Genomic DNA, 26,032 nt, shown 5'->3' on the forward strand with positions numbered 1-26,032 from the left:
CTAATCCCCACCGAAGTGGTTCATCGTTCGACTTGCATGTGTTAAGCACGCCGCCAGCGTTCGTCCTGAGCCAGGATCAAACTCTCCGTGAATGTCATCCCGTAATCGGGACAGCATCATGAGAGCGGAACCACCGATCGGAATAAGACCGGTGATTCACAGCGTCCTCGCTGATGTTTTCTTCAAAGGAACCTCATCCCCGACACCATGACGGTGACCGGGAACGGGGTATCAACATATCTGGCGTTGATTTTTGGCACGCTGTTGAGTTCTCAAGGAACGGACACTTCCTTCGTACTCACCCGAGAGACTCTCTCAGGCTTTCCTCCGGGCGTTTCCCTTCGGTCTTGCGTTTCCAACCTTACCAGATTCTCTTTCCGTTCCGTTTCCGGTCGGAATTCGATTCCAGTGGCCAGTTGGAGGGCCTTTGCCTATTCGATTGCCTTGCGGCTTTCTTTCAGCGATTCCGACTTTATCAGAAGTTTTTGGCCGGACTGACCGGCCACTCTTTCCTGAGTTATCGGGAAGGGCTTCTCTGGAATCGCATCCAGGAAGCTGTCAGAAACTAACCGCCGCCACCGAACCTGTCCAGTTCTAGGCAACTGCTTGAATCTACCTCCCCACGCATCCCGTGTCAACGGTTCTTGTGGGGCGAAGAGGAGACTAGCAGCTTGGCCGGTGTGCCTGCACATCAGGCGGCGGTCGGTACGGAGGCGCTGCGCTCGGCCTCCTCGACGTCGCCGGTCTCGCCGGCCCGCGCCGCTCGACCGCCCAGGACATAGACGTACGCGAGGAAGGCCAGCTCGGCGGCTATACCGATGGTGATGCGCGCCCACGTCGGGAGGCCGGACGGGGTGACGAAGCCTTCGATGGCGCCGGAGACGAAGAGGACGAGGGCAAGGCCTATCGCCATGCCGAGGGCGGCTCGGCCCTCCTCGGCGAGGGCCGAGCGGCGGGTGCGGGGGCCCGGGTCGATGACGGTCCAACCGAGGCGTAGCCCCGTACCCGCGGCTACGAAGACGGCGGTCAGTTCCAGGAGGCCGTGCGGGAGGATGAGGCCGAGGAAGGTGTCCAGGCGGCCGGCCGAGGACATCAGGCCGATGCCTACGCCCAGGTTGAGCATGTTCTGGAAGAGGATCCACACGACCGGCAGGCACAGGAAGGCGCCGAGGACCAGGCACATCGCGGCGGCCTGGGCGTTGTTCGTCCACACCTGGGCCGCGAAGGACGCCGCGGGATGGCTCGAGTAGTACGTCTCGTACTGGCCACCGGGGCGGGTGAGGTCCCGCAGCTCGCTGGGGGCGGCGATCGAGGACTGGATCTCGGGATGGGTGCCGATCCACCACCCCAGGAGGACGGCTACGGCGGTGGAGAGGAGCGCGGTGGGGACCCACCAGTGGCGTGAGCGGTAGACCGCGGCCGGGAAGCCGTACGTGAGGAATCGGGTCACATCGCGCCAGGAGGCGCGGCGGGTGCCTGTTACCGCACTACGCGCGCGTGCCACGAGTTGGCTGAGGCGGCCGGTGAGTTGGGGGTCCGGGGCGCTGGACTGGATCAGGGAGAGGTGGGTCGCCGTGCGCTGGTAGAGAGCGACGAGTTCGTCGGCCTCCGCTCCGGTGAGGCGGCGTTGGCGGCGTAGGAGTGCGTCGAGCCGGTCCCATTCGGCGCGGTGGGCGGACACGAAGACGTCGAGGTCCATCGGGTTGGCTGCTCCTCGGCTGCTCGTCCTGTGGTCAGCTTGTCGCATTGCGGCGCGATGTGCCTCAGCTTGGCAGACTGGCTGTCCTCGGGGCAGTTCGGGGAAGGACGGCGGGCGTGAGTGAGCTTGTGACGGGCGAGGCGGTGGCGCTGGAGCTGCGCCCCGCGAAGCTGCCGAGCCGGGTGCTGGCCGTGTTGATCGACCTGGTGGTGGCGGTGGCAGCGTATGTCGCCGTGACCGTGGCCCTGGTGGCGTCCACGGCCGGTCTCGACGAGGCGGCGCAGACGGCTGTGTCGATCGCCGCTTTCCTTCTTCTGCTCGTGGGCGGACCGATCGCTGTGGAGACGCTCAGCCACGGGCGGTCGCTCGGGAAGCTGGCGTGCGGGCTGCGGGTGGTGCGGGACGACGGCGGGCCGATCCGGTTCCGGCATGCGCTCGTGCGTGGGGCGGTCGGTGTGGTCGAGATCCTGATGACGTTCGGGATCGTGGCGTGCATCGCGTCGCTCGTCTCGGCGCGGGGGCGGCGACTCGGTGATGTGTTCGCGGGGACCCTGGTCGTACGGGAACGGATTCCGGCCGGGCATACGGCCTTCGTGCCCCCGCCGCCGCCTTGGTTGTCGGGGCGGTTCACCGGGCTTGATCTGTCCGGGATTCCGGATGGGCTGTGGCTGGCTGTCCGGCAGTACCTGACGCGGATGCAGCAGCTGGATCCGCAGGTCGGCTGGGCGATGGCGGAGCGGCTCGCGGCCGACGTCGCACAGCACACCGGGGCTCCGGCACCGCAGGGTGTTCCGCCGGCGGCGTATCTGGCGGCCGTGATGCAGGAGCGGCAGGCGCGGGAGGTCCGGCGGGCGTTCGGCGGTGTGGCTGCGGCTGGTGGTGGTCCTGTCGCGGGTGGGTACGGCGCCGGTGGTGTGCCGGGCACAGGTCGGCCGGCGATGCCGTACCCGGCGGCGCAGCCGTCTGGGGCGGCTTACGCCCCTTACCCCTCGGGGGCGGGACCCACGATGCCGCCCGGGCCTGGAGCAGCGGTCGCGGACGCGTCGGAAGCGCCGTCCTCGGCGCCTGCCCCGCAGGACCTCGGCACGGAGCGGCCCGCCACGGGGTTCGCCCCGCCCGCGTAGGGCGGGACCGCGTCCAACGCCGTCGTCAGGCGAACACCGACGGCGGTGATTCGAGGTCCTCGAGTTCGATGCCGGGCGCGGAGAGGACCACGTCGCCGGAGAGGTGCACAGCGTGCTGCTCGCCGGTGTCCAGGGCTGTGACCTGGTATTCCTCCACGGTCAGGGGGCCGTTGTCAGTGGCGTGTGCTTCTCTCGTGATCAGGGCCCAGGACTGGTCGAGGGTGCGCGGGGCGAGGACCGGGTCCGTGAAGGCGACGAGGCGTACGCGAGTGGCGGAGGCATCGGGGGTGAGGCGCAGCAGACGTGCGGTGGCGATGAGGAACGCGGGGGATGTGCCGGTGAAGGCGTGTGCGCGGACGTTGCCTTCGGTGGCGTGAGCTCCCGTGGGGTCGGTGCGGACCCAGGTGACGCCCTCGATGGCGGCGCCGCGGACCTGCCAGCCCGAGGCGTGGAGTTCGAGGCGGATGGGGCGGCCGAGGTCGTCGAGGGCGAGGTCGACGGAGCCGGCAGGGTCGCCGGAGGGGGTGGTGAGTTGGGAGACGTAGCGCCAGCCGGAGGGGCCGGGCGCGCAGTGGAACTGTTCTTCGGCGAGGGGGGTGTGGTCGTGCGGATCATGGAGCGAATATCGGCCGCGGGGCATGGTGGCTCGGGTCCTCGTATGGGGCAGGCCCCCGCCTGGGACGGCGAGGGCCTGCTGACAACCGTTGGCTGAGCGCTGGGCTCAGTAGCGGTAGTGGTCCGACTTGTACGGGCCCTCGACCTCGACACCGATGTAGGAGGCCTGCTCGGGGCGGAGCGTCGTGAGCTTGACGCCGAGCGCGTCGAGGTGGAGACGGGCGACCTTCTCGTCGAGGTGCTTGGGCAGCACGTAGACGTCGGTCGGGTACTCCTCGGGCTTGGTGAACAGCTCGATCTGGGCCAGGGTCTGGTCCGCGAACGAGTTGGACATCACGAACGACGGGTGGCCGGTGGCGTTGCCCAGGTTCAGCAGGCGGCCCTCGGAGAGGACGATGAGCACCTTGCCCTCGGGGAACTTCCAGGTGTGGACCTGCGGCTTGACCTCGTCCTTGACGATGCCCGGGATCTTCGCGAGGCCGGCCATGTCGATCTCGTTGTCGAAGTGGCCGATGTTGCCCACGATCGCCTGGTGCTTCATCTTGGCCATGTCCGAGGCCATGATGATGTCCTTGTTGCCGGTCGTGGTGATGAAGATGTCGGCCTTGTCGACGACCTCGTCGAGGGTCGTGACCTGGTAGCCGTCCATCGCCGCCTGGAGGGCGCAGATCGGGTCGATCTCGGTGATGATCACGCGGGCGCCCTGGCCGCGCAGGGACTCCGCGCAGCCCTTGCCCACGTCGCCGTAACCGAAGACGACCGCGGTCTTGCCGCCGATGAGGACGTCGGTGGCGCGGTTGATGCCGTCGATCAGGGAGTGGCGGCAGCCGTACTTGTTGTCGAACTTCGACTTGGTGACGGCGTCGTTCACGTTGATCGCCGGGAACAGGAGCGAGCCCTCACGCTGCATCTCGTACAGGCGGTGGACGCCGGTCGTGGTCTCCTCGGTCACGCCGCGGATCTCCGAGGCGAGCTGGGTCCACTTCTGCGAGCCGTTGGAGATCGTCCGGGTCAGGAGGTCCAGGACGACGCGGTGCTCGTCGGACTCGGCGGTGTCGAGGGAGGGGACCTTGCCGTCCTTCTCGTACTCGACGCCCTTGTGGACGAGCATGGTGGCGTCGCCGCCGTCGTCCAGGATCATGTTCGGGCCGCCGGTGGGGGTGTTCGGCCAGGTCAGCGCCTGCTCCGTGCACCACCAGTACTCCTCCAGGGTCTCGCCCTTCCAGGCGAAGACCGGAATGCCCTGGGGGTTGTCCGGCGTGCCGTTCGGGCCCACCGCGATGGCGGCGGCCGCGTGGTCCTGGGTGGAGAAGATGTTGCAGGAGACCCAGCGGACCTCGGCGCCCAGGGCGACCAGGGTCTCGATCAGGACGGCGGTCTGCACGGTCATGTGCAGCGAGCCCATGATGCGGGCGCCGGCCAGCGGCTGAGTGGCGGCGAACTCCCGGCGGATCGACATCAGGCCGGGCATCTCGTGCTCGGCGAGTGTGATCTCCTTGCGGCCGAACTCGGCCAGGGAAAGATCGGCGACCTTGAAGTCCTGTCGGTTTTCGACAGTGGTCATACGAGCTGCTCCTCGGGTTGGGGCGAGGTGGGTTCGGCTGGTCTGCGCGGCGGCGGGCACTACGGAGCGCCCTCGGGCACACGAATGCCCGGTGCCTGTGCGCAGCGCAGTCCGTCGGAGGCCCTCTCTCCCTCGGTCGGCCCGTACGGGGCCGCCCGACCGCCATCAGCAGCGACGTCTGGCTCGGTTACGAATCTACACCGATCGGCCCAGTGAACCCCAGCCCGCCCTCGGACATATGGCCGGAAGGGCCGGAGGCGTTGTGCCGGAGGCGTTGTTGGGTGCGGGTTGGGTTGGGCTGAGCGCGCCGTTCCCCGCGCCCCTTAAAAGCGCGCCTGCCGTTGGGGAGGTGGGGCGGGGCCACGACGGGACATCCGATCGCCGCTCTCGGGTAGTTGGGTTGGGGCGGCTTGCCGCGGCGATCGGACATCCCGACGCGGCCCCTCGCGTCGGATGGCGGCTGCCGGTTGGTGGGGGTTCGTGTAATGGGTTCGGGCAACGCGGAGGGCCCGCCGAGCTGTTCGGCGGGCCCTGGGCGTGTGCTCGTGCGGTGTAGGAAAGGGTCAGTGCTCGGCCGGTTGTGTGGGGCCGCCCGGGGCTGCCTCGGGGTCCGGGCCCTTTGCGGCCTCGGTTTCGTTGTAGATGTCGGGCTCGAGGTAGATGACGCGGGCGATCGGGACGGCCTCGCGGATGCGGGACTCGGCTGCGTTGATCGCGGAGGCGATTTCGGTGGCCGTGTCGTCGTGCTGGACGGTGATCTTGGCGGCGACCAGCAGTTCCTCGGGGCCGAGGTGGAGCGTGCGCATGTGGATGATGCCGGTGACGGTGTCGCCGTCGACGATCGCGGCCTCGATCTTGTGGACGTCTTCGAGGCCCGCGGCCTCGCCCAGGAGCAGCGACTTGGTTTCGGCGGCCAGGATGATCGCGATGAGGATGAGCAGGATGCCGATGCAGAGGGTGCCGATGCCGTCCCAGACGCCGTCGCCGGTGGCCAGGGCCAGGCTCACGCCGACCAGGGCGAGGATCAGACCGACCAGCGCGCCCAGGTCCTCAAGGAGGACGACCGGCAGCTCGGGCGCCTTGGCATGGCGTACGAACTCCTTCCAGGACTGCTTGCCGCGCGTGAGGTTGGACTCCTTGATGGCCGTCCGGAAGGAGAAGGTCTCGGCGATGATCGCGAAGACGAGGACGCCCACCGGCCAGTACCAGTGGTCGATCTCGTGCGGGTGCTTGATCTTCTCGTAGCCCTCGTAGATGGCGAACATGCCGCCGACCGAGAAGAGGACGATCGAGACCAGGAAGGCGTAGATGTACCGCTCGCGGCCGTAGCCGAAGGGGTGTTGCGGGGTCGCCTCGCGCTGGGCCTTCTTGCCGCCGAGGAGCAGCAGGCCCTGGTTGCCCGAGTCGGCGAGCGAGTGCACGGACTCGGCGAGCATCGACGACGATCCACTGAAGATGAACGCCACGAACTTCGCTACCGCGATCGCGAGGTTGGCGGCGAGTGCCGCCACGATCGCCTTGGTGCCGCCTGACGCGCTCATGTGCTCCCGATGTCCCTTCGTTGCCAACCCGGCCGCTCGTCTGCCTTCTCGGCTGCCGTCCCGGGCTTTGCCCGTCCTTTGCGGTGGGCCATTGTTGCAGCCCGGGCGGGCATCGGTGTGCCGGGTCGCCAGAGTGACCGTGTCAGGCGACGACGGTGGCCCGGAATACCGTGCCCGCGCCGGAGACTTCCACGCTTTCGCCCGCCGGTACGAACACGGACTGGCCGGGTGCGAGGGTGTGTTCGCCCGCCTGTACTGAGCCCGCGGTGCACAGCAGGATCTGCGGGGTGCGGCGGGTGAGGTCGTGGGCCGGGGCGCCCTCCGGGAGGGCGTAGCGGGAGAGGCGGAACTCGTCGATGGGGGTCTCGTAGACCTCCTCGCCGTCGGGGGACGCCTCGGGGCGCAGTACGCCCGGGTCGCTCGCCTCGAAGCGGACGATGCGCAGGAGTTCGGGGACGTCGACGTGCTTGGGGGTGAGGCCGCAGCGCAGGACGTTGTCGGAGTTGGCCATGATCTCGACGCCGAGGCCGTTCAGATACGCGTGCGGAATGCCGGCGCCGAGGAACAGGGCCTCGCCGGGCTGCAGTTGGACGTAGTTGAGCAGCATCGCGGCGATGACGCCCGGATCGCCCGGGTAGTGGTGGGCGAGGTCGGCGTACGGGGCGTGGTCGCCGCCGAGTCGTGCGCAGGCCGCGGCGGCCTCGGTGACCGTGGTGGCCATCTGCTCGCGGTCCGCGGAGAGCACGGCCGTCAACACCTCGCGCAGGGCGGCGTCTTCGGGGTGGGCGTGCAGCAGGTCGACGTACGGCTTGAGGGAGTCGACCTCCAGGGCCGCGAGCAGGTCGGCGGCCTCCAGCGGGGCCCGGAATCCGCACAGGCCGTCGAACTCGGTGAGCGCGCAGATCAGTTCGGGCTTGTGGTTGGCGTCCTTGTAGTTGCGGTGCGGGGCGTCGATCGGGATGCCCCGGCGCTCCTCGTCCTCGTAACCCTCCTTCGCCTGGGCCAGGTCGGGGTGCACCTGGAGGGAGAGGGGGGCGCCCGCGGCGAGGATCTTGAGGAGGAACGGGAGGCGCGGGCCGAACTTGGCGGCCGCCTCGGGGCCCAGTTCGCGCTCGGGGTCCGCGTCGATCACCTCGGTGAGGGGGCCGCGGGCGGTGCGCGAGGGTGCGCCCGGGTGGGCGCCCATCCACATCTCGGCCTGCGGTTCGCCGGTCGGCTCGACGCCGAGGAGCCGCGGGATGGCCGTGGTGGACCCCCAGGCGTAGGGGCGGACGGTGTTGTCGAGGCGATCCATGATCTGTGTTCTTCTCCGTACGTACGCTGCTCAGCGGGCGCTGGTCAGGAGGCGTGGCTCATGATCAGGCCCCCGAGGCGAGCGCCAGGTAAACCGCGGCGAAATCCGTGATGGCGATCAGCTCGGCGAGGGTTTCCAGGTCGCCGCCGTCCTCCGGTTCGAGCTCGCTGATCGCCGTGTCGTGGCTGAGGGCGAGTTCGCGCGCGGCGTGGGCGGCGCTGAGGCCGGTGGCCGGGCGGTCGCGGAGGAGGACCACGCGCGCGTGCATGACCGGGGCGTCCTCGACCCGGTCCCGGAAGAAGTCGTCGGGGTTCGCGCCGGCGGCCAGCGCGCCCGACAGCAGGACGCTGTGCGCGGCGAGGGCCTCGGGGAGCTCGGCGGCGAGTGCGGGGCGGCCCGCGAGTTCGGCGAGCGCGGCGGCGAAACGGCGGCCGGCCGGGCCGACGGCCGGGCCCTCCGTCCAGATCACCGGGAGCGTGTCGGCGAGCTCGGCGGCGAGGGTCTTGGCGGGGTTGCTGTACGTCGCGATGGCGGGGCCGCAGCGTTCGGCGATCTCGTCGAGGCGGTCGGCGACCTTCTGCAGGGCCTCGGGCGGCGCGGCAATCAGGCCGGTGCGGTCGAGGAGCGCGAGCAGCGGGGTGAGCAGCGCCCACAGGACGCCGGGGGCGGACGCGGCGGCGGGCTCGTCGTGCTCGTACGGGGCGGTCGCCATCGATACGAACAGGCCGTGAGCGCCGTCCACCGCCTCGGTGAGCGGGGAGTCGGCGGGGGCCACGGCGACGACGGTGCTGCCGCGGCGGTAGGCCTGCTCGACCAGGAGCGAGAGGCCGGGCTCGCTGCCGTCGGGGGTGGTGACGAGGAGCAGGTCGACGGGGCCGGCCCAGCCGGGCAGCTCCCAGCGCAGGGCGCCCGCGGCCGGGGCGACGCCGGTGGGGGTCAGGCGGATGACGGGGCAGCCGGCGCCGGCCAGGGTGCCGAGCAGGTCGGCGACGCAGCTCGCGGCGGCGCCGGGGCCGGCGATCAGGATGGCGCGGGGGCGGCCGTCCGGTTTGAGCTCGGTGATGCCCGCTTCGGCGGCGTGCCGGGCCGCTGTGCGGACTCGGGCGCCTGCTTCGGCGGCGCCGCGGAGCAGGCCTCGGCGGTCCGCCTCCGACAGTGCCTCGGGGGTGTCGAGCAGCGATTCGTCCAGCATGGGCAGCAGCCTCCGGTCGCCGGTTCGTCCTTGCAGGCCTTACGCGGGGCGGCGGGCCTCGTCGACCAGGAGTACCGGGATGCCGTCTCGTACGGGGTATGCCAGGCCGCAGTCCTGGCCTGTGCAGATCAGCTCTGTGTCCTGCTCCTTGAGCGGGGCGTGGCAGGCCGGGCAGGCGAGGATCTCCAGGAGGCCGGCTTCGAGCGGCATTGGGGTGTCCCTTCGAGCGGGTTCGGTGTGTGGATGTGCAGGTGGCTGCGGCCTGGTCAGGGTACCGCTGTGGGGGGCTGGGCGCCGGGAGTCCTCGCCCCCGCCGCCCCTACCCGTCCCATCCCTGGGGGCTGCGCCCCCAGACCCCCGCATCGGCCTGAACGGCCTCGTCCTCAAACGCCGGACGGGCTGGATGTGCGGGGGCGGGCTGGGTACGTGGGCGGGAGGTACCTGGGCGGCTGGGTGCGCGGGCGGTCTGGAGGGCAGGGCGCAGCCCGCCCTCCAGGGGCGCGGGGAACTGCGCGATCAGCCACAACCCACCCGCACCCGACACCACACCCCACGGGGTCTGGGGCGGAGCCCCGGGGAGCCTCGGCCCGTGACTCCCGGCGTCAACCCCTTCTCGGTTCAGCCTCTGATGATCGTCAGGACCTCGTCGCGGACCTTGGTCATCGTTGGCTCGTCCCGGGCCTCTGCGTTCAGGCGGAGCAGGGGTTCCGTGTTGGACGGGCGGACGTTGAACCACCAGTCCGTGGACGTGACCGTGAGGCCGTCGAGTTCGTCGAGGGTGATGCCCTCACGGCCCTCGTACGAGAGTTTGATCGCGGTGAGGCGGGCCGTCTGGTCGTCGACCGTGGAGTTGATCTCGCCGGAGCCGGCGTATCGGTCGTACTGGGCGACGAGGGCGGAGAGGGTGCCCTCCTGGCCGCCGAGCGCGGCGAGGACGTGGAGGGCGGCGAGCATGCCCGTGTCGGCGTTCCAGAAGTCCTTGAAGTAGTAGTGCGCGGAGTGCTCGCCGCCGAAGATCGCACCCGAGGTGGCCATCTCGGCCTTGATGAAGGAGTGGCCCACGCGTGTGCGGACCGGCGTGCCGCCGTTCTCCCGGACGACCTCCGGCACCGACCACGACGTGATCAGGTTGTGGATGACCGTGCCCTTGCCGCCGTGCCTGGCCAGCTCGCGGGCGGCGACCAGGGCCGTGATCGCGGACGGCGAGACCGGCTCGCCGCGCTCGTCGACGACGAAGCAGCGGTCTGCGTCTCCGTCAAAGGCGATGCCGAGGTCGGCGTCCTCCTCGCGGACGCGCTTCTGGAGGTCCACGATGTTCGCCGGGTCCAGCGGGTTCGCCTCGTGGTTCGGGAACGTGCCGTCCAGCTCGAAGTACATCGGGACGAGCGTGAGCGGCAGGCCGGCGAAGACCGTGGGGACCGTGTGCCCGCCCATGCCGTTGCCCGCGTCGACCACGACCTTCAGGGGGCGGATCGAGGTCAGGTCGACGAGGCCGCGCAGGTGCGCCGCGTAGTCCGTCAACGTGTCCCGCTCGGTGATCGTGCCCGGCGTCGCGTCCGAGGACGGGGCCGGGGCGCCCGAGTCGATCCAGGACTCGACGAGCTCGCGGATCGTGGAGAGGCCCGTGTCCTGGCCCACCGGAGCGGCGCCCGCCCGGCACATCTTGATGCCGTTGTACTGCGCCGGGTTGTGCGAGGCCGTGAACATCGCACCCGGGAGGTCGAACGCCCCCGACGCGTAGTACAGCTGGTCCGTCGAGCACAGCCCGATCTCGGTCACGTCGACGCCTAGCGCCGCCGCTCCGCGCGCGAAGGCCCGCGACAGGCCCGGTGACGAGGGGCGCATGTCGTGCCCGGTGACGATCGAGTCCGCGCCCGTCACCTGTGCGAAGGCAACGCCGAACAGCTCGGCCAGCGTCTCGTCCCACTGGTCCGGGACCACCCCGCGTACGTCGTAAGCCTTCACCAGCTGCGACAGATCAGCAGTCACGGCCACCCCTCCTGGTTTCTCAACAGTGACCCCAAAGTACCCGTAGCCACCGACACTGAGCCGTGCGGGATCTGACAGGGCACTTCGGAAATTACGGAAGCATCCATTCCAGGACGGGCGAGCTCTGTCCGACGACGATCAGGCACATGACCAGCAGCAGTCCGAGGCTCCACGGGAGCACCTTGCGCAGCAGATCTCCTTCGCGGCCCGCGAGCCCGACCGCCGCGCAGGCGATGGTCAGGTTCTGCGGCGAGATCATCTTGCCCAGTACGCCGCCCGAACTGTTGGCGGCCGCGAGGAGTTCCGGGGACAGGCCGGACTCCCGGGCCGCGGTCACCTGAAGGGCGCCGAAGAGGGCGTTGGCCGAGGTGTCCGACCCGGAGACCGCGACGCCGAACCACCCCAGCACCGGTGACAGGAAGGCGAGTCCAGCGCCGGCCGCCGCCACGAAGTGGCCGATCGTGGCGGCCTGTCCGGAGAGGTTCATGACGTACGCGAGGGCCAGGACGGACGTCACGGTGAGGATCGCGAACCTCAACTCGTGCACGGTCGCCGCCCATTCCCTGACCGCCACGCGCGCGTGCACCCCGAGTACGGCGGCCGTGCCGACCCCGGCGAGCAGCACAAGCGTGCCGCCCGTGGACACGAGCGGCAGCGAGAGGACGTTGCCGCTGACCGGCTCACCGTCCGGGTTCGCGACGTTCAGGAAGGGCCAGTCGAAGGTGCGGGTCGCCTTGGCCAACTGGTCCTTCACCACCGGGATCTGGGCGACGGAGAAGATCGTGATGATCAGCGCGTACGGGGCGTACGCCCGGAGCACCTCGGGGCGCGGGTCGTCCTCGTCCAGGTCCTCGCTGCGTACGCCGGTCAGGACCGCTGCCCGTACGGGTTCCGCGGCGGGCCTGCGTGCGTGCGGCACCGCCATCAGGGCGCCCGCGCCGGCCAGGGCGGCGCCGATGTCGGCGAGTTGGGCGGAGAGGTAGTTGGCGGCGGCGAACTGGGCGACGGCGAAGGCGACTCCGCAGGCCAGGGCGGGCACCCAGGTCTCGCGCAGGCCGCGTCGTCCGTCCACCAGGAAGACGAGCACCAGGGGCACCACAAGGGCGAGCAGCGGCGTCTGACGGCCCACTACGGAGGCGACGGAATCCAGTGGCAGGCCGGTGACTTGGGCCAGCGTCACGACCGGTGTGCCCATCGCCCCGAAGGCGACCGGCGCGGTGTTGGCGACCAGGGCGACCACCGCGGCGCGGACGGGGTCGAAGCCGAGCGCGACCAGCATCACCGAGCAGATCGCGACGGGCGCACCGAAGCCCGCGAGGGCCTCCAGGAGCGCGCCGAAGCAGAACGCGACGACGAGCGCCTGGATGCGCGGGTCGTCGGAGAGCCGTCCGAAGGAGCGGCGCAGGATGTCGAAGTGCTGGGTGCGGACGGTCATCCGGTACACCCAGAGGGCGTTGACGACGATCCACAGGATGGGGAAGAGGCCGAAGACGGCTCCCTGGGCGGCGCTGGAGAGCGTCTGGCCGACGGGCATTCCGTACGCGAACCAGGCGACCAGGGCCGCGGCCGCGAGGCCGATGAGGCCGGCCCGGTGCGCCTTCATGCGGACGCCGCCGAGCAGGACCAGGACGAGGACCAGGGGCAGGGTCGCGACGAGGGCGGACAGGCCGAGCGAGTCGGCCACGGGTTCGAGTTCCTGGACGTACACGGAGCCTCCCCGGATTCCGCGATGCGGAAAGCGATTTCTCACCGGCGGAGGCATGGTCGTGTCCGCGACAAGCGCGCGTCAATGCTTGTGCGTCACCGAATGAAATGCGCCGCGAAACGTGCACCGAATGGGCACGGAGTGAAGTCCCCGTCGAGGGAAGGGCGTTGGGAGTGCGGCTCAGGAGTCCGGTGAGCGCAGCACCCGCAGGTGGCCGCGGCGCCCGACCTCCATCGGGTCCGCCCCGCGGGCGCCGCCACGGGACTGCGCGGCGCGCTCCTGCGGGCGGGCGGCCTCGCGGACCGCGTTGGCGAGCGCTTCCAGGTCGTCACCGCTGGGACGGGAGGGAGCGGAGCCGTCGGCGAGACGGACGACCTCCCAGCCGCGCGGGGCGGTGAGGCGCTCGGAGTGCTCGGCGCACAGGTCGTAGCAGTGGGGTTCCGCGTAGGTGGCGAGCGGGCCGAGGACCGCGGTCGAGTCGGCGTAGACGTACGTCAGCGTCGCGACGGCGGGACGGCCGCAAGCAGTGCGAGAACAGCGACGTACGGGGCTCACGATGTTGGACGGTACCGCACTCTTGAGCGGGCCGCGACGACTCCCCTCGGGGTCACTCCACCGTGTCGTGCTGTGACCCTGGACACAGGAGGCTTCGGACCCGGCTTGTTGACCTGGGCGTACGGGTGTTGACGAGATATCGGACGGTCTCGGATACGGTCACAAGCACGCACAAACACGGTCATTATTCGCGATTTCTACGGTCCTGGAAGGATGTGGAAACGAGCCCAAGCTTGGCCGGAATGGTCATGAAGTGACATGCCGTACGGGCCGGTGGAGTGCGCGGACGCTGGTGGGGCGCCGCGTGGGTGTCCGGCGTGCGGACCCTGCGGGGACTACGCTTCGTCAGTGATGGACAACCCCGTACCGCCCCGCGCCGCCGAACCCAGGCCCCGCCGCCGTGACCGCCACGGGCGGGGGATGCGTGGGCCCGTGGCGCCGCCCCAGGTACCGCTCGCCGCCAGTCGTGCCGAGGTCTTCGCGGATCTGGTGCAGGACTCCGTGGAGCGGCTGGAGAGGCGGTGGCCGCAGCTCGCCGACATGGACTTCATGGTGCTGGAAGTGCCTCGGCTCGATCCGGCGCGGGACGAGGACTGGGGCGACGAGGCGGTGCCCCTGGGCGGCACGATCCCGGCGCGCGAGGGGCGGCCCGCCCGGGTCGTCGTCTACCGCCGCCCGGTCGAGATCCGCACCAAGGGGCGCGACGAGCGGGCCGCCCTGGTGCACGAGGTCGTGGTGGAGCAGGTCGCCGAACTGCTGGGGCTGACTCCGGAGACCGTGGATCCCCGGTACGGCGAGGACTGAGCACACACGCGTGGCGTGCTACTTCTGCAGCACCGAGAGGTCCTGCTCCGCGTCCGGTACCGCCACCGTCCCCCGGTCGTCCGGGAGCGTCTGCACCGTGACCATCGGCAGGCCCTCCTCGGAGATCTCGAGCGCGCGTGCGGCGTAGACGGGGCCGCCGGAGACCGGCTCCACCGTGAGCGCGTACGTGCCCTTGAGGCCGTCGGGGACGGGCAGTTCGACGTTCTGGGTGGTGCCGCCCGTGACCTTGTACGTCTTCGTCGCGGGGGCGCCGCCCTCGCTGCCGGCGGAGGCGGTGACCTTGACCTGGGCGGTGCCGCTCGGGGCTGTCAGGGAGAGCGTGGAGCCCTTGGCGCGGTTGTCGGCGGCCGTCGCGCGCGTGCCCACCGGGCCGGTGGCCGGGATGAACGCCGTCTCCTGCTTGTCGCCCTTGCCGCGCACGACCCGGAGGGCCGCGACGACGGGGACGGACTTTCCGGTCGGTGTCAGCACCAGGGAGCCGGCCTCGCCGCGCGTGATGTCGCCGAGGTCGACGGCGGCCGTCATGCCGGCCTTCACGTGCAGCGTCTCGTTCCCGGCCGGTGTGATCGGCCCGGACGGCGAGGCGAGCCGCAGCTTCAGGTCGGCGTCGGCCTCACCGGGCGCGAAGGCGACCAGGCGCACGGACGTGGCGTCCTTCGGGATGCCCGGCAGAACGAGACTGCCGGCCGGGGTCGCGGCGGCGGCCAGCCAGTCGCCGCCCAGCTTCTCGTCGAGGGCCTGGACGGCGGCCCCGACCCGGCCGCTGCGGACCGTGACGTGCACGGTGAGGTTGGTCTGCGGTTCGTCGACGAGCGTGGACAGCAGCACCGACTCGCTGGCGTGCGGCGGGATCTGGATGCCCTCCCCCACCGTCGACTTGAGAGCACCGTCCTTGCCGTACAGCTCGATGTCCGCGACGGCGGCCGAGTCGTCGGGGTTGGTCAGGTGCACGTAGTCGGTGCGTTCCTTGGCAGTGCTGGCACCCGGGAACCAGAACTCCGTGTCCGGGGCGGTGCAGTTGGTGCCGAGCAGGCCGCGGCCGCTGCCCGCCGCGATCTCGGTGGTCTGCTGGACGGTCCAGCCGGGGGCGAACCTGCCCTCGGCGGTGCCGACCAGCGCGGGCGCCTCGGCGCCGGAGGCCTCGCCGGTGACCGGCTTGCCCGGCTCCTTCGGCGTCAGGACGGCCTTCTTCTCGCCGTCCTCTGACTTCTCGGGCTTCTCGTCGCCTTCCTTGGAGTCGTCGGACTTGCCGTCCGCCGGCTCCTCGCCCGCCGAGGTGAGTTCGGCCGTGCCGCCCGTGCCGGCGCCCTTGGTGACGGGCGTGAAGGACGTGTACGCGGTCTCGGCGAGGTCCGAGATGCTGGGAGCCGGGCAGAGCAGGCTGGTGCGCTCCACGGGCAGCTGGGCGGCCGCCTTCGCCGTGTCGGTGCCGGAGGCGGCCGGCTCGGTCAGCGAGGCGAATCCGGTGACGGCGGCGAGCGCGGCCACGCCGGCGATCAGGGACACGGTGGTGCGGTTCACTGCTGGCTCCCGTCGGGGCGCTCACTGTCGGTGCCGTGCGGCGGCTGCGGCTGCGGCGGCTGCTGGGCCGGGTCGTACGGCGCTTCGTAGCCCTGGGCGTACGTCTGCGTCTGGTCGTAGCCCGCGTTCTCCGCGCCCGCGCCGTACGCGTACGGGTCGTACTGGCCGGCCTGGTACGGGTCCGCCTGGTAGGCCTGCTGCTCGTAGGTGCCCGCCGGGTACTGCGGGGCGCCCTGGTACTGCTCGCCGCCGTAGGTGCCGTACTCGGGGCCTGCGTACGCCGTCGTGTCCCACTCGCCGTAGGCCTGCTGCTGCGGGACTTGCGCGGGGACAGGAGCCTCCTCCGGAGGAGGAGGCGGAAACGGCGGCGGGGCGTCGGGGTTGAAGTGGTCGGGCTGGTCCGTCTGATCGGGCTGGTCCGTCTGTTCGGCCTCTGCCTGGGCGCGCAGCCGGCGGGCCCTGCGGCCCTCGCCGGAGACGGCCTGGACGGGGACTGCGACGGGCTCCTCCGGGAGGTCGTCGTCGACGTCGCGGCGGCGGCCGGGCAGGGCGAGCACCACGAGGACGACGGCGAGCGCGCCCTGCGCCCACAGCCAGCCGGTGTGGCCGATCGGCGCCTCGAAGGTGACGTCCAGCCGGCCGCTCGTGGCGGGCAGTTCGAAGCCCTGGGCCCAGCCGTCGAGCGTGGTCCTGGTGAGCGGCCGGCCGTCCAGGGTGGCCGTCCAGCCCTCGTCGGCGGTGTCGGCGAGGCGCAGCACGCGGCCTTCGGCGCCGGCGGGGATCTTGGTGTGCAGGTTGACGGGGCCCGCGGCGATGGGCTGCGGGTCGCCGGACTTGGGGACGATGGCCGCGCGGGCGACCTGCCGGTCGACGCGCCACAGGGCGCTGCCGTCCTGCTGGCTCAGCCGGCTGAGGCCGGGGGTGGCGTCCAGGACGCGGCTGACCTCGCGAGGGGCGCCGTCGCGCACGAGCACATAGCGCACGGCGAAACCGCCGAGCTGGTCGGCCTGGTCGGCTCCGGATCCCGCTACGAGGTTGGCGACGACCTTGTCGAGCGTCTTGTTCTCGCCGTCCGCCGCGGCCAGTTCGGCGTCGCCGAGCCGGACGCCTGAGCCGCGGACCAGCGTGTAGCCGACCCTGGCCGCCGAGTCGCTGTCGAGGACGAGCGTGCGGGCCTGGTCGCGGGTGCCGCTCTCCTCGGCGACGAACGCGGGCACCTGCACGGGGTCGCGACGCTCCAAGGGCCCGTCGGCGCCGCGGATCATCCACCCGGCGGCGACCAGCAGGGGCCCCGCGGCCGCGGCGAAGGCGATGAGCACGGCGACCGGCTGGCGCCAGCCGAAGCTCTGCTCGGCCACCCGCGAGCGGGCCCCGTCGGCGCCGAGCGCGGCGGCCGCGAGGAAGGCGATGCCGTAGACGAGGGTCGCGGGTCCTGCCCAGGTGGAGCTGTTGGACAGGACGGCGAAGACGAGCCCCACCAGGGCAGCCGCCCAGGCCGTCCAGATTCCCGCCTGGCGCTCCCCGCGCAGGAGCGCGGCGACGGCGGCGCACACGATGCCGGTGAGCATCAGTCCGCTGACGGTTCCGGGGCCGCCCGGGCTGCCGCCCAGCAGGTCGAGCGCGGAGGCCGCCCCCGCCCCGTACTCCATCCCGGCCTCCTGGAAGAAGCCGAACGGGAGCAGCGAGAGCGACCAGGGTGCGAGGACCAGCAGCGGGGTGCCGAGCTGGGCCAGGAAGCGCGGTCCGTAGGCGGTGATGTCGGCCCGGCGCACGGCCAGCAGGGCGAGGCCGAGGACCAGCGCGACGGGCCACACGATCGGCGTGAACGCGGTGGCGACGGTCAGCAGCAGCGCGTACGCCCAGGTGGCGCGCCAGCTGCCGCGTGCCGACTCCGAGGCGAGGCCGCTCGCCGCGATGCCCGCGCGCGCGATGAGGGGCAGCAGGACGGCGAGCACGGCGGTGCCGAGGCGGCCGCCCGCGAGCGCGCCGGTGGCGGCGGGCAGGAAGGCGTACGCGACGGAGCCCCAGGCGCGCAGCAGGCGCGACTCCACGAGCGGCCGGGAGGCGAAGTAGGCGGCGACGCCGGCCAGCGGCACCGAGCCGACGAGGAGGACGGTGACCGCGAGCCCGGCGGAGCCGAACAGCACGCTGGCCAGCATCGCGACGAGCGCGAGGTACGGCGGCGCGGACTGCGTGCCGCCGGTGCCGACCGGGTGCCAGCCGTCCAGGTAGCGCGCCCACAGCTCGGAGGAGTCGGCGGGGGCGGGCAGCAGCGCGCCGCCCGCGAGCGCGCCGCCGCCGAGGAGTTCCCGGCAGGCGATGAGCGCGAAGAAAAGGAGGACCACGAAGAGCACGGGTCCCGGCTTGCGGGCGACGCGTTTGAGGCGGGCGAACTGCTCGACCTCCAGGAAGTCGGCGTCGTCGCCGCCCGGCCCGGACTCCACGGCGCCGCCGTGCCGCCCGGCCGCGTTCAGCTCGGGGTCGGAGCGGCCCACGAGGCTGCTCGCGGCCTGTTCGACGGTGGCCCGCACGGTCGCGCCGGGCGGCGGGAACAGCGGGCGCAGCTCGTCCTTGTCGACCTGGGGGCGGCCGCGTCTGCGCCGGCCCGCGATGATCCGCTCCGGGCGCAGCAGCGTCCCCAGGAGCCCACGGATCTCGTCGACCGCCTGTCCGGGGGCCTTGCCGACGAGGTACGCCACCGTGCGCAGCACCGTGCCGAGCACGAGCCGCAGCAGGACCCAGGGGAGCACCGCGCTGCGGACGTTGACGAGCAGGGTGTAGGCGGCGCCCGCCTTGTCGACCTTGTGCGGGGACGCGGAGGTGCGGCCCACGCAGTCGACGGTGCGCCGCTCGCGGGAGGACGCCTCCGCGTGCCGCACGACCGCTTCGGGGGCGATGAGGACGCGGTGTCCTGCGGCCTGGGCGCGCCAGCACAGGTCCACGTCGTCACGCATCAGGGGCAGCCGCCGGTCGAACCCGCCGAGCTGCTCGAAGACGTCGCGGCGGATCAGCATGCCGGCCGTGGACACGGACAGCACGGGCTGTACGTGGTCATGCTGGCCCTGGTCCTGTTCACGGCGGTCGAGGCCGGTCCAGCGGCGGCCGCTGTTGGCGATGGTGACGCCGACTTCGAGGAGCTGCCTGCGGTCGTACCAGCCGCGGAGCTTGGGGCCGATGACGGCGACGTCCTTGCCGAGCTCCCGCTCGTTCTCCACGACGCGCAGCAGCTGGGCCAGGGCGTCGGGCTCCGGGGCGCAGTCGTCGTGCAGGAGCCACAGCCACTGCTCGGGCTCGCCGTGCGGCAGCTCCGGCATGTCGTACGCGTCGTCGCGCCAGGTGCGGGTGACCGGGTCCCAGCCGCTGGGGCGCTTGAGGTACGGCAGGTCGTCCGGGGTCAGTACACCCGCGGTACGAGTGGCTTCCTCGACGGCCTGGCCGAAGCCGGTGCGCCGGGCCAGGTGCAGCACCCGGTCGGCGCCGAGCGCGTCGGTGACCAGCTGCGCGGAGGCGTCCGCGCTGCCGGTGTCCGCCGCCACGGCGTTCTGTACGGGGCGTTCCTGACCGAGTAGCCCGGCGAGGGCGTCGGGCAGCCAGCGGGCACCGTCGTGCGAGACGAGCACGGCGGTGACCACGTGCCTCGGGAACTCAGGGGCGGCAGTGTCGTACTGACCTGCCGTTTGGCTGTGCGCGGACATCGAGGTACGGGCCCCGGTTCGATGGACTGCGGTGGACGTCTGTGTCCCCAGGGGACAGCGGGACGTCTCGGACGGAGGCCCACACTAACGGCTGAGCAACACAGCGGCCCGCCGCCTGTGGATAACCCACCTGCGACGGGCCGTTCGTTACGTATCAGTACGTAGGAATGTGTGCCGTCCGACCTGCGGCGCGCACGCGTGCGCGCGCTTTCAGACGGCGGCCTTCTTCAAACGACGCCGCTCCCGCTCGGACAGGCCGCCCCAGATGCCGAAGCGCTCGTCGTTGGCCAGCGCGTACTCCAGGCACTCGGAGCGGACTTCGCAGGAGAGGCAGACCTTCTTGGCCTCCCGGGTCGAGCCGCCCTTCTCGGGGAAAAAAGACTCGGGGTCGGTCTGGGCGCAGAGCGCCCGCTCCTGCCAGCCGAGCTCCTCTTCGGTCTCGTCGACCAGCAGTTCCTGAAACAGCTCGGTCATGTGTGCCCCTCGTCCGTCTCGCGTCCCCGTGATGCTGCCGTTACCGATTTCGGCTGAACGACACGAGTGAAATTACAATTGCGCCGCTCCGGCCCAGTCAAGCCGAGATCTGCTATTGGGCCCCTTATTCACTCTGCGGAACCAAGGGTATGCAGAAAGTGTTCAAATCGGCATAAACCCTGACAGGCGAAAGGAGACCCGGCCGAGGGCTCCGCCTCCGCACAGGACCTGTACTAGGGAAGGACGCCCAGGAGTTCGATCTCGTTCCGACGCGAACAACGAAGCGAACCTGATCACATGTGGATCACTGCGGATCACACGGGGATCACGGGGTCGCTGCCGAGGTTTGTGCGCCCGGTTGTGCGCCATGTGTCCCCACAAGCTCCTGCACAAACCTTTCGCCACAGAGATGAACCGGATGAGGTGAAAGATCACCCACATACCGGACGGCAAGTTGACAGTCGGTGTGTGAACCGGTGTCCTTGTGGGCATGCTCGCGAACTCGGTACTCACCTCGACCCGCACCGCCGGGTCCCCCGGTGCTGCCCGCGCTCGCTGTAGCTGTTGCTGTCGTAGCTGTTGAGCCGACCGCGCTCCAGTTGCCGCCGCGTCCACTGAGACCGGCCGTTGGTCCCTTCGCCCGTACCAGGGCACTCCTCACGCCCGCGATCCGGGCGGACGGTACGCGACACCCCAGACCTCCAGCACTCTCTTCCGCCGAGGAACCACCGCACCCATGAACAGCGACAGCGACCTTCAGATCGCCGGCGACATCCTCGAAGTACCGCACCTCCTCCAGGCGCCGCGCGAGCACCCGGCCACGGTGGCCGAGTTCGTCGGCCTCGCCCGCTCCATCGCGGCCGACCGCTCCCAGTGGGAGCACCTCGTCCGCTACGACGCGGCCTCCCGCTGGTACCACCGGCTGCGCACCGGGCCCGGCTACGAGGTGTGGCTGCTGTCCTGGGTGCCGGGGCAGGGCAGCGGACTGCACGACCACGGGCGCTCCTCCGGCGTACTCACCGTCCTGGAGGGCGCGCTGACGGAGCGCACCGAGCGCGGCACGCGCGCGTTGAGCGCGGACGCGGGTGCGCAGCGGGTGTTCGCGCCCGGGTATGTGCACGAGGTCGTCAACGACTCGCTCGAACCGGCCGTCAGCCTGCACGTCTACTACCCGGGGCTGACCGAGATGCCGATGCACGCGGCCCGGTGCGCCGTGGCCGAGGTCGTGCGGGCGGGGCGGTAGCCGCGGGCTCGGGACCGGGTCGCGCGACCGGAGCTCTCGTAACCGGCTGACGCGTTGTCGTAGCCGCCTGCAAGACTGAACGCATGCGCATTGTGGTTCTGGCAGGCGGCATCGGTGGTGCCCGGTTCCTGCGTGGTCTGCGGAAGGCCGCGCCGGACGCGGACGTCACCGTCATCGGCAACACCGGAGACGACATCCACCTCTTCGGGCTGAAGGTCTGCCCGGACCTCGACACGGTGATGTACACGCTCGGCGGGGGTATCAACGAGGAACAGGGCTGGGGGCGGGCCGAGGAGACCTTCCACCTCAAGGGGGAACTCGCGGCCTACGGGGTGGGGCCCTCCTGGTTCGGGCTCGGCGACAGGGACTTCGCGACGCACATCGTGCGGACGCAGATGCTGGGTGCCGGGTATCCGCTCAGCGCCGTGACCGAGGCGCTGTGCGAACGCTGGAAGCCGGGGGTCCGGCTGATCCCCATGTCCGACGACCGCGTCGAGACGCATGTCGCGGTCGAGGTCGACGGCGAGCGCAAGGCCATTCACTTCCAGGAGTACTGGGTACGGCTGCGGGCCTCCGTCGACGCGCACGCGGTGGTGCCCGTAGGAGCGGAGCAGGCCAAGCCGGCGCCCGGGGTGCTCGAAGCGATCGCCGAGGCCGACGTGGTGCTCTTCCCGCCGTCCAACCCCGTCGTGTCCATCGGCACGATCCTCGCCGTGCCCGGCATCCGGGAGGCGATCGCCGACGCGGGCGTCCCCGTGGTCGGGCTCTCCCCCATCGTCGGCGACGCGCCGGTGCGCGGCATGGCCGACAAGGTCCTCGCGGCCGTCGGCGTCGAGTCCACGGCCGCGGCGGTCGCCGAGCACTACGGCTCGGGGCTGCTCGACGGCTGGCTCGTCGACACGGTGGACGCCGCGGTGGTGGAGCGGGTCACCACCGCGGGCATCCGGTGCCGGGCAGTACCGCTGATGATGACCGATCTCGACACGACGGCCGAGATGGCCCGGGAAGCGCTGGCGTTGGCGGAGGAGGTGCGGGGCATTTGAGCGGCGGGCCGACCGAGGGGGGTACGGGAATGCCGGAGGACGAAGTTCCACCGAGAGGCGCCGTCGCGCGGGGGGTACCGCGAGTACATGGGGTGCAGGGGGTACAGGGAGTGGCCGAAGGTCTGCCGCCCGGTGTGCCCGGATATCGGGTCTGGGCGCTGCCCGGGCTGCCCGAGGTCCGGCAGGGGGACGATCTCGCCAAGTTGATCGCCAGTGCCGAGCCCGGGCTCGTCGACGGTGACGTGCTGCTCGTCACCTCGAAGATCGTGTCCAAGGCCGAGGGGCGGATCGTCGAGGCGGCGGACCGGGAAGCGGCCATCGACGCGGAGACCGTACGGGTCGTGGCGCGGCGCGGTGCACTGCGGATCGTCGAGAACCGGCAGGGGCTCGTGATGGCCGCGGCCGGGGTCGACGCCTCCAACACGCCTTCCGGGACCGTGCTGTTGCTGCCCGAGGATCCGGACGCGGCCGCGCGGGCGATCCGGGACGGGCTGCGGGACGCGCTCGGCGTCGAGGTCGGGGTCCTCGTCACCGACACGTTCGGACGGCCGTGGCGGACCGGGCTCACCGATGTCGCCATCGGCGCGGCCGGCGTGCGGGTCCTCGACGACCTGCGGGGCGGCACGGACGCGCACGGGAATCCGCTCAGCGCCACCGTCGTCGCCACCGCCGACGAGCTCGCCGCCGCCGGTGACCTGGTCAAGGGCAAGGCCGCCGGGCTGCCGGTGGCCGTCGTGCGCGGGCTGCCCCATGTGGTGGCCGCGGACGGCTCGGAAGGGGAACCGGAAGGGGCGCGGAGCATGGTCCGGGGCGCGCGTGACGACATGTTCCGCCTGGGCACCTCCGAGGCCGTACGGGAGGCCGTCACCCAGCGGCGTACCGTACGGGCCTTCACCGACGAGCCGGTCGACCCGGGAGCCGTACGCCGTGCGGTCGCCGCGGCCGTGACCGCGCCGGCGCCGCATCACACGACGCCGTGGCGGTTCGTCCTGCTGGAGACGGCCGAGGCGCGCAGGCGGCTCCTCGACGCCATGCGGGACGCCTGGATCGCCGATCTGGAGCGGGACGGGAAGAGCGAGGAGTCCATCGCCAAGCGGGTGCGGCGCGGGGACGTGCTGCGCCGCGCGCCGTATCTCGTCGTGCCCTGTCTGGTCATGGACGGGTCCCACACGTACGGCGACGCCCGGCGGGACGCGGCCGAGCGCGAGATGTTCGTGGTCGCCGCGGGCGCCGGTGTGCAGAACTTCCTCGTCGCGCTCGCCGGGGAGCGGCTCGGGTCCGCGTGGGTGTCGTCGACGATGTTCTGCCGGGAGGTCGTACGGGACGTGCTCGGGCTGCCGGAGGGGTGGGACCCGATGGGGGCCGTCGCCGTCGGGCACGCGGCCGAGGAGCCGAAGGCTCGGCCGGAGCGGGACGCGGGGGCGTTCATCGAAGTCCGCTGATGCCGGACAGTCCTCTGATGCCGGGCAGTCTGCTGATACCGGGCAGTCCGCTGATGCCGAGTAGTCCGCCGATGTCGGGCGCGCAGGGCCTACTCTCTTAGGGCCCCTGTGCACCCCTAGGACATCCAGGACTCATTCGTGGCCGGACGATTCGATCCACGGCCCACGCGTACGACCGTGCGCGGCGGGCATGTCTCCGTGCCCGGACAGATACCGCGGCCGGCCGTCGTTGCCGGGCGTACGCGGAGCTGGACGCCGCCCTGGCCGCTCGATCTCGGGCTCGTGCTCGGGCCGTTGCGGCGGGGGCCCGCCGATCCGGCCTTCCGTACGACGCCGGACGGGTCCGTGTGGCGGGCCAGTCTCACGCCTGTCGGGCCCGGGACGCTGCGGGTCTCGGCACGCGGGGGTGTGGTGCGGGGCGAGGCGTGGGGGCCGGGTGCGGAGTGGCTGTTGGATCAGCTGCCGCGGATGCTCGGGGAGTTGGACGAGCCGGAGGCGTTCGAGCCGCGGCATCGGGTGGTGGCGCTGGCGCGGCATCGGCGGCCGGGGTTGCGGCTGACTCGTACGGGGTTGGTCATGGAGTCGTTGATTCCGTCGATTCTGGAGCAGAAGGTCACGACCGACGAGGCGTATCGGGCCTGGCGGCTGCTCGTGCGGAAGTTCGGGGTGCCGGCGCCCGGGTCCGCGCCCGGGCGGATGTATGTCATGCCGGAGCCTCGGGGGTGGGCGTTGATTCCCTCGTGGGAGTGGCATCGGGCCGGGGTCGACAACAAGCGGGCGTCGACGGTTCTGCGGGCGGTTCGGGTGGCTCGGCGGCTGGAGGAGGCGGTGGGGTTCTCGCCTGTTCAGGCGCGGGCCCGGTTGGAGCTGGTGGCTGGGATCGGGCCGTGGACCTCGGCGGAGGTTGTGCAGCGGAGTCATGGGGCGGCGGATGCGGTGACCGTGGGGGATCTTCATCTGCCGGGGATCGTGGGGTTTGCGTTGGCCGGGGACCGGGAGGCCGATGACTCCGTGATGCTGGAGTTGTTGGAGCCGTATGCGGGGCAGGGGGGTGGGCAGCGGCATCGGGCCGCGCGGCTCATTCTGTTGTCCGGGCGTACGCCGCCTCGGCGGCAGCCGCGGATGCCTCGGGGGGATATCGGGCGGCTTTGAGGTGTGTGGTGTGAGGGGCGGCGGGGTTTTTCGCCCCCGCCGCCCCTACCCGTCCCATCCCTGCGGGCTGCGCCCCCAGACCCCCGCCTATCGGCCTGAACGGCCTCGTCCTCAAACGCCGGACGGGCTGAGTGGGCTGGGTGGTTCGAGGCTACTGGTCCGATGAGAAGCGGAGTGCCGCCGGAGGGATTTGGGCGTCGCACCAGACTCGTACGCCCTCGCGGAGTTCGTTGTCCGGGCCTACCGATGCTCCGTCGCCGACTACGACTCCGGTGAGGATCGAGCGGGTGCCCACCTGGGCTCGGGCGCCGATCAGGGAGTCCGTGATGACCGCGCCCGGTTCGATCACGGCGTCGTCCAGGACCGTGCTGCCGGAGATGCGGGCGCCCTCGCCGACGACCGCGCCGGCGCCGATGACCGTGCCGCCGGTCAGTTTGGCGTCCGGGGCGACCGTGGCCGACGGCAGGACGAGGCAGTCGCCGCAGCGGCCCGGGACTGCCGGGGACGGGGCGCGGCCGAGGACCAGGTCGGCCGAGCCGCGGACGAAGGCGTGCGGAGTGCCCAGGTCCAGCCAGTAGGTCGAGTCGACCAGGCCCTGGAGGTGGGCTCCGCCGGCCAGCAGGTCCGGGAACGTCTCGCGTTCGACCGAGACCGGGCGGCCGGTCGGGATGGTGTCGATGACGGAACGGCGGAAGACGTACGCGCCCGCGTTGATCTGGTCGGTGACGATCTCCTCGGGCGTCTGGGGCTTTTCGAGGAACGCCTCCACGCGGCCGGTCCCGTCGGTGGGCACCAGGCCGTACGCCCTCGGGTCGGTCACCCGGGTCAGGTGCAGGGAGACGTCCGCGCCCGATGACTGGTGGGTGGCGACGAGGGCCGGTATGTCCAGGCCCGTCAGGATGTCCCCGTTGAAGATCAGGACCGGGTCGTCGGGGCCGGAGCGCAGGCGGGAGGCCACGTTTCGGATGGCGCCGCCGGTGCCGAGGGGCTCGTCCTCGGTGACGTACTCGATGTCGAGCCCCAGCGACGAGCCGTCGCCGAAGCAGGGCTCGAAGACCTCGGCCAGATAGGACGTGGCGAGCACGATGTGCTCGACTCCCGCCGCTCTCGCCCGTGCCAGTTGGTGCGTGAGGAACGGTACCCCGGCCGCCGGAATCATCGGCTTCGGCGTGTGCACCGTGAGAGGGCGCAGCCGGGTGCCTTTGCCGCCGACCAGGAGGATCGCTTCTGTCACCTGTCGTCTCTGCTTCCTGCTGGGGCCGGCCGAACTGTCATTCGGCCGGCCAGTGTATGCAGACCGTTCGATGGCTGTGGGGCGCCTCTTGATGGGTGGCTGTGGGGAGCCGTCGGGCATCGCCG

The 26,032-nt window shown here is 71.3% G+C and carries 20 protein-coding genes and 1 rRNA gene; 6 read left to right on the forward strand and 15 right to left on the reverse strand.

The window, feature by feature from the left end; all coding sequences use genetic code 11:
- Nucleotides 1-92, reverse strand: a 16S ribosomal RNA gene (locus AB0I18_RS03635); the annotation flags it as partial.
- 599 nt (nucleotides 93-691) lie between these two features.
- Nucleotides 692-1,699 carry a stage II sporulation protein M gene (locus tag AB0I18_RS03640; RefSeq protein WP_363103714.1) on the reverse strand — a complete coding sequence of 336 codons (1,008 nt, stop codon included), beginning with the start codon at nucleotides 1,697-1,699 and terminating at the stop codon, nucleotides 692-694.
- A 116-nt stretch (nucleotides 1,700-1,815) separates the two neighbouring features.
- Between AB0I18_RS03640 and AB0I18_RS03645 the strand changes: the two genes are divergently transcribed.
- On the forward strand, nucleotides 1,816-2,823 hold the full coding sequence (locus AB0I18_RS03645; RefSeq protein ID WP_363103715.1) for an RDD family protein: 1,008 nt from the start codon (nucleotides 1,816-1,818) through the stop codon (nucleotides 2,821-2,823).
- Nucleotides 2,824-2,848: 25 nt separating this feature from the next.
- Here AB0I18_RS03645 and AB0I18_RS03650 read toward each other — a convergent pair whose 3' ends face one another.
- From AB0I18_RS03650 to AB0I18_RS03690, 9 genes are all read right to left on the reverse strand, one after another.
- Nucleotides 2,849-3,463, reverse strand: a complete 615-nt coding sequence (locus AB0I18_RS03650) for a hypothetical protein (RefSeq protein WP_363103716.1) — start codon at nucleotides 3,461-3,463, stop codon at nucleotides 2,849-2,851.
- 81 nt (nucleotides 3,464-3,544) lie between these two features.
- Nucleotides 3,545-5,002, reverse strand: a complete 1,458-nt coding sequence (gene ahcY / locus AB0I18_RS03655; RefSeq protein WP_363103717.1) for an adenosylhomocysteinase — start codon at nucleotides 5,000-5,002, stop codon at nucleotides 3,545-3,547.
- 563 nt (nucleotides 5,003-5,565) lie between these two features.
- The gene (locus AB0I18_RS03660) at nucleotides 5,566-6,543 is read right to left on the reverse strand and encodes a cation diffusion facilitator family transporter (RefSeq protein WP_363103718.1); all 978 of its coding nucleotides are present in this window, start codon (nucleotides 6,541-6,543) and stop codon (nucleotides 5,566-5,568) included.
- A 142-nt stretch (nucleotides 6,544-6,685) separates the two neighbouring features.
- A complete protein-coding gene (gene manA / locus AB0I18_RS03665) occupies nucleotides 6,686-7,837 on the reverse strand; it encodes a mannose-6-phosphate isomerase, class I (protein ID WP_363103719.1) in 1,152 nt (383 codons plus the stop codon).
- 64 nt (nucleotides 7,838-7,901) lie between these two features.
- The gene (locus AB0I18_RS03670; protein WP_363103720.1) at nucleotides 7,902-9,029 is read right to left on the reverse strand and encodes an SIS domain-containing protein; all 1,128 of its coding nucleotides are present in this window, start codon (nucleotides 9,027-9,029) and stop codon (nucleotides 7,902-7,904) included.
- 39 nt (nucleotides 9,030-9,068) lie between these two features.
- Complete coding sequence (locus AB0I18_RS03675; protein WP_007382472.1) at nucleotides 9,069-9,239, reverse strand: Trm112 family protein; 171 nt, start codon at nucleotides 9,237-9,239, stop codon at nucleotides 9,069-9,071.
- 408 nt (nucleotides 9,240-9,647) lie between these two features.
- Nucleotides 9,648-11,018, reverse strand: coding sequence for a phosphomannomutase/phosphoglucomutase (locus AB0I18_RS03680; RefSeq protein WP_363103721.1), 1,371 nt, complete (start codon nucleotides 11,016-11,018; stop codon nucleotides 9,648-9,650).
- Nucleotides 11,019-11,109: 91 nt separating this feature from the next.
- A complete protein-coding gene (locus tag AB0I18_RS03685; protein WP_363103722.1) occupies nucleotides 11,110-12,726 on the reverse strand; it encodes an L-lactate permease in 1,617 nt (538 codons plus the stop codon).
- Nucleotides 12,727-12,903: 177 nt separating this feature from the next.
- The gene (locus AB0I18_RS03690) at nucleotides 12,904-13,278 is read right to left on the reverse strand and encodes a DUF3499 domain-containing protein (protein ID WP_363103723.1); all 375 of its coding nucleotides are present in this window, start codon (nucleotides 13,276-13,278) and stop codon (nucleotides 12,904-12,906) included.
- A 351-nt stretch (nucleotides 13,279-13,629) separates the two neighbouring features.
- Between AB0I18_RS03690 and AB0I18_RS03695 the strand changes: the two genes are divergently transcribed.
- Nucleotides 13,630-14,082 (forward strand): metallopeptidase family protein, encoded by a 453-nt coding sequence (locus AB0I18_RS03695; RefSeq protein WP_363103859.1) that lies wholly within the window; start codon nucleotides 13,630-13,632, stop codon nucleotides 14,080-14,082.
- Between the two features lie 18 nt (nucleotides 14,083-14,100).
- Here the strand turns inward: AB0I18_RS03695 and AB0I18_RS03700 are convergent, their stop codons facing one another.
- The 3 genes from AB0I18_RS03700 to AB0I18_RS03710 all read right to left on the reverse strand — a co-directional run bounded on the left by AB0I18_RS03700 (nucleotide 14,101) and on the right by AB0I18_RS03710 (nucleotide 19,793).
- The gene (locus tag AB0I18_RS03700; protein ID WP_363103724.1) at nucleotides 14,101-15,624 is read right to left on the reverse strand and encodes a DUF5719 family protein; all 1,524 of its coding nucleotides are present in this window, start codon (nucleotides 15,622-15,624) and stop codon (nucleotides 14,101-14,103) included.
- Nucleotides 15,621-19,319, reverse strand: coding sequence for a glycosyltransferase family 2 protein (locus tag AB0I18_RS03705; protein ID WP_363103725.1), 3,699 nt, complete (start codon nucleotides 19,317-19,319; stop codon nucleotides 15,621-15,623). Before AB0I18_RS03705 ends, AB0I18_RS03700 begins: the two co-directional genes overlap by 4 nt.
- A 210-nt stretch (nucleotides 19,320-19,529) precedes the next feature.
- Nucleotides 19,530-19,793, reverse strand: coding sequence for a WhiB family transcriptional regulator (locus AB0I18_RS03710; protein WP_363103726.1), 264 nt, complete (start codon nucleotides 19,791-19,793; stop codon nucleotides 19,530-19,532).
- 736 nt (nucleotides 19,794-20,529) lie between these two features.
- On the opposite strand from AB0I18_RS03710, the gene AB0I18_RS03715 reads away from it, so the two are divergent.
- The 4 genes from AB0I18_RS03715 to AB0I18_RS03730 all read left to right on the forward strand — a co-directional run bounded on the left by AB0I18_RS03715 (nucleotide 20,530) and on the right by AB0I18_RS03730 (nucleotide 24,673).
- Entirely contained in the window at nucleotides 20,530-21,036 is a 507-nt protein-coding gene (locus AB0I18_RS03715; RefSeq protein ID WP_363103727.1) for a cysteine dioxygenase family protein, read from the forward strand.
- 83 nt (nucleotides 21,037-21,119) lie between these two features.
- Entirely contained in the window at nucleotides 21,120-22,079 is a 960-nt protein-coding gene (gene cofD / locus AB0I18_RS03720; RefSeq protein WP_363103728.1) for a 2-phospho-L-lactate transferase, read from the forward strand.
- A gap of 110 nt (nucleotides 22,080-22,189) precedes the next feature.
- Nucleotides 22,190-23,521, forward strand: coding sequence for a coenzyme F420-0:L-glutamate ligase (locus AB0I18_RS03725; RefSeq protein WP_363103729.1), 1,332 nt, complete (start codon nucleotides 22,190-22,192; stop codon nucleotides 23,519-23,521).
- A 138-nt stretch (nucleotides 23,522-23,659) separates the two neighbouring features.
- On the forward strand, nucleotides 23,660-24,673 hold the full coding sequence (locus tag AB0I18_RS03730; protein ID WP_363103730.1) for a DNA-3-methyladenine glycosylase 2 family protein: 1,014 nt from the start codon (nucleotides 23,660-23,662) through the stop codon (nucleotides 24,671-24,673).
- Between the two features lie 151 nt (nucleotides 24,674-24,824).
- Here the strand turns inward: AB0I18_RS03730 and AB0I18_RS03735 are convergent, their stop codons facing one another.
- Complete coding sequence (locus tag AB0I18_RS03735; protein WP_363103731.1) at nucleotides 24,825-25,907, reverse strand: NDP-sugar synthase; 1,083 nt, start codon at nucleotides 25,905-25,907, stop codon at nucleotides 24,825-24,827.
- Between the last annotated feature and the right edge of the window lie 125 nt (nucleotides 25,908-26,032).

It is taken from the genome of Streptomyces sp. NPDC050704, from assembly GCF_040654355.1.
Classification (GTDB): domain Bacteria; phylum Actinomycetota; class Actinomycetes; order Streptomycetales; family Streptomycetaceae; genus Streptomyces.

Coding starts and splice junctions, on each gene's coding strand:
- AB0I18_RS03640 (WP_363103714.1), bottom strand. CDS start 1,699: ATGGACCTCGACGTCTTCGTGTCCGCCCACCGCGCCGAATGGGACCGG.
- AB0I18_RS03650 (WP_363103716.1), bottom strand. CDS start 3,463: ATGCCCCGCGGCCGATATTCGCTCCATGATCCGCACGACCACACCCCC.
- ahcY (WP_363103717.1), bottom strand. CDS start 5,002: ATGACCACTGTCGAAAACCGACAGGACTTCAAGGTCGCCGATCTTTCC.
- AB0I18_RS03660 (WP_363103718.1), bottom strand. CDS start 6,543: ATGAGCGCGTCAGGCGGCACCAAGGCGATCGTGGCGGCACTCGCCGCC.
- manA (WP_363103719.1), bottom strand. CDS start 7,837: ATGGATCGCCTCGACAACACCGTCCGCCCCTACGCCTGGGGGTCCACC.
- AB0I18_RS03670 (WP_363103720.1), bottom strand. CDS start 9,029: ATGCTGGACGAATCGCTGCTCGACACCCCCGAGGCACTGTCGGAGGCG.
- AB0I18_RS03675 (WP_007382472.1), bottom strand. CDS start 9,239: ATGCCGCTCGAAGCCGGCCTCCTGGAGATCCTCGCCTGCCCGGCCTGC.
- AB0I18_RS03695 (WP_363103859.1), top strand. CDS start 13,630: ATGGACAACCCCGTACCGCCCCGCGCCGCCGAACCCAGGCCCCGCCGC.
- AB0I18_RS03705 (WP_363103725.1), bottom strand. CDS start 19,319: ATGTCCGCGCACAGCCAAACGGCAGGTCAGTACGACACTGCCGCCCCT.
- AB0I18_RS03710 (WP_363103726.1), bottom strand. CDS start 19,793: ATGACCGAGCTGTTTCAGGAACTGCTGGTCGACGAGACCGAAGAGGAG.
- AB0I18_RS03715 (WP_363103727.1), top strand. CDS start 20,530: ATGAACAGCGACAGCGACCTTCAGATCGCCGGCGACATCCTCGAAGTA.
- cofD (WP_363103728.1), top strand. CDS start 21,120: ATGCGCATTGTGGTTCTGGCAGGCGGCATCGGTGGTGCCCGGTTCCTG.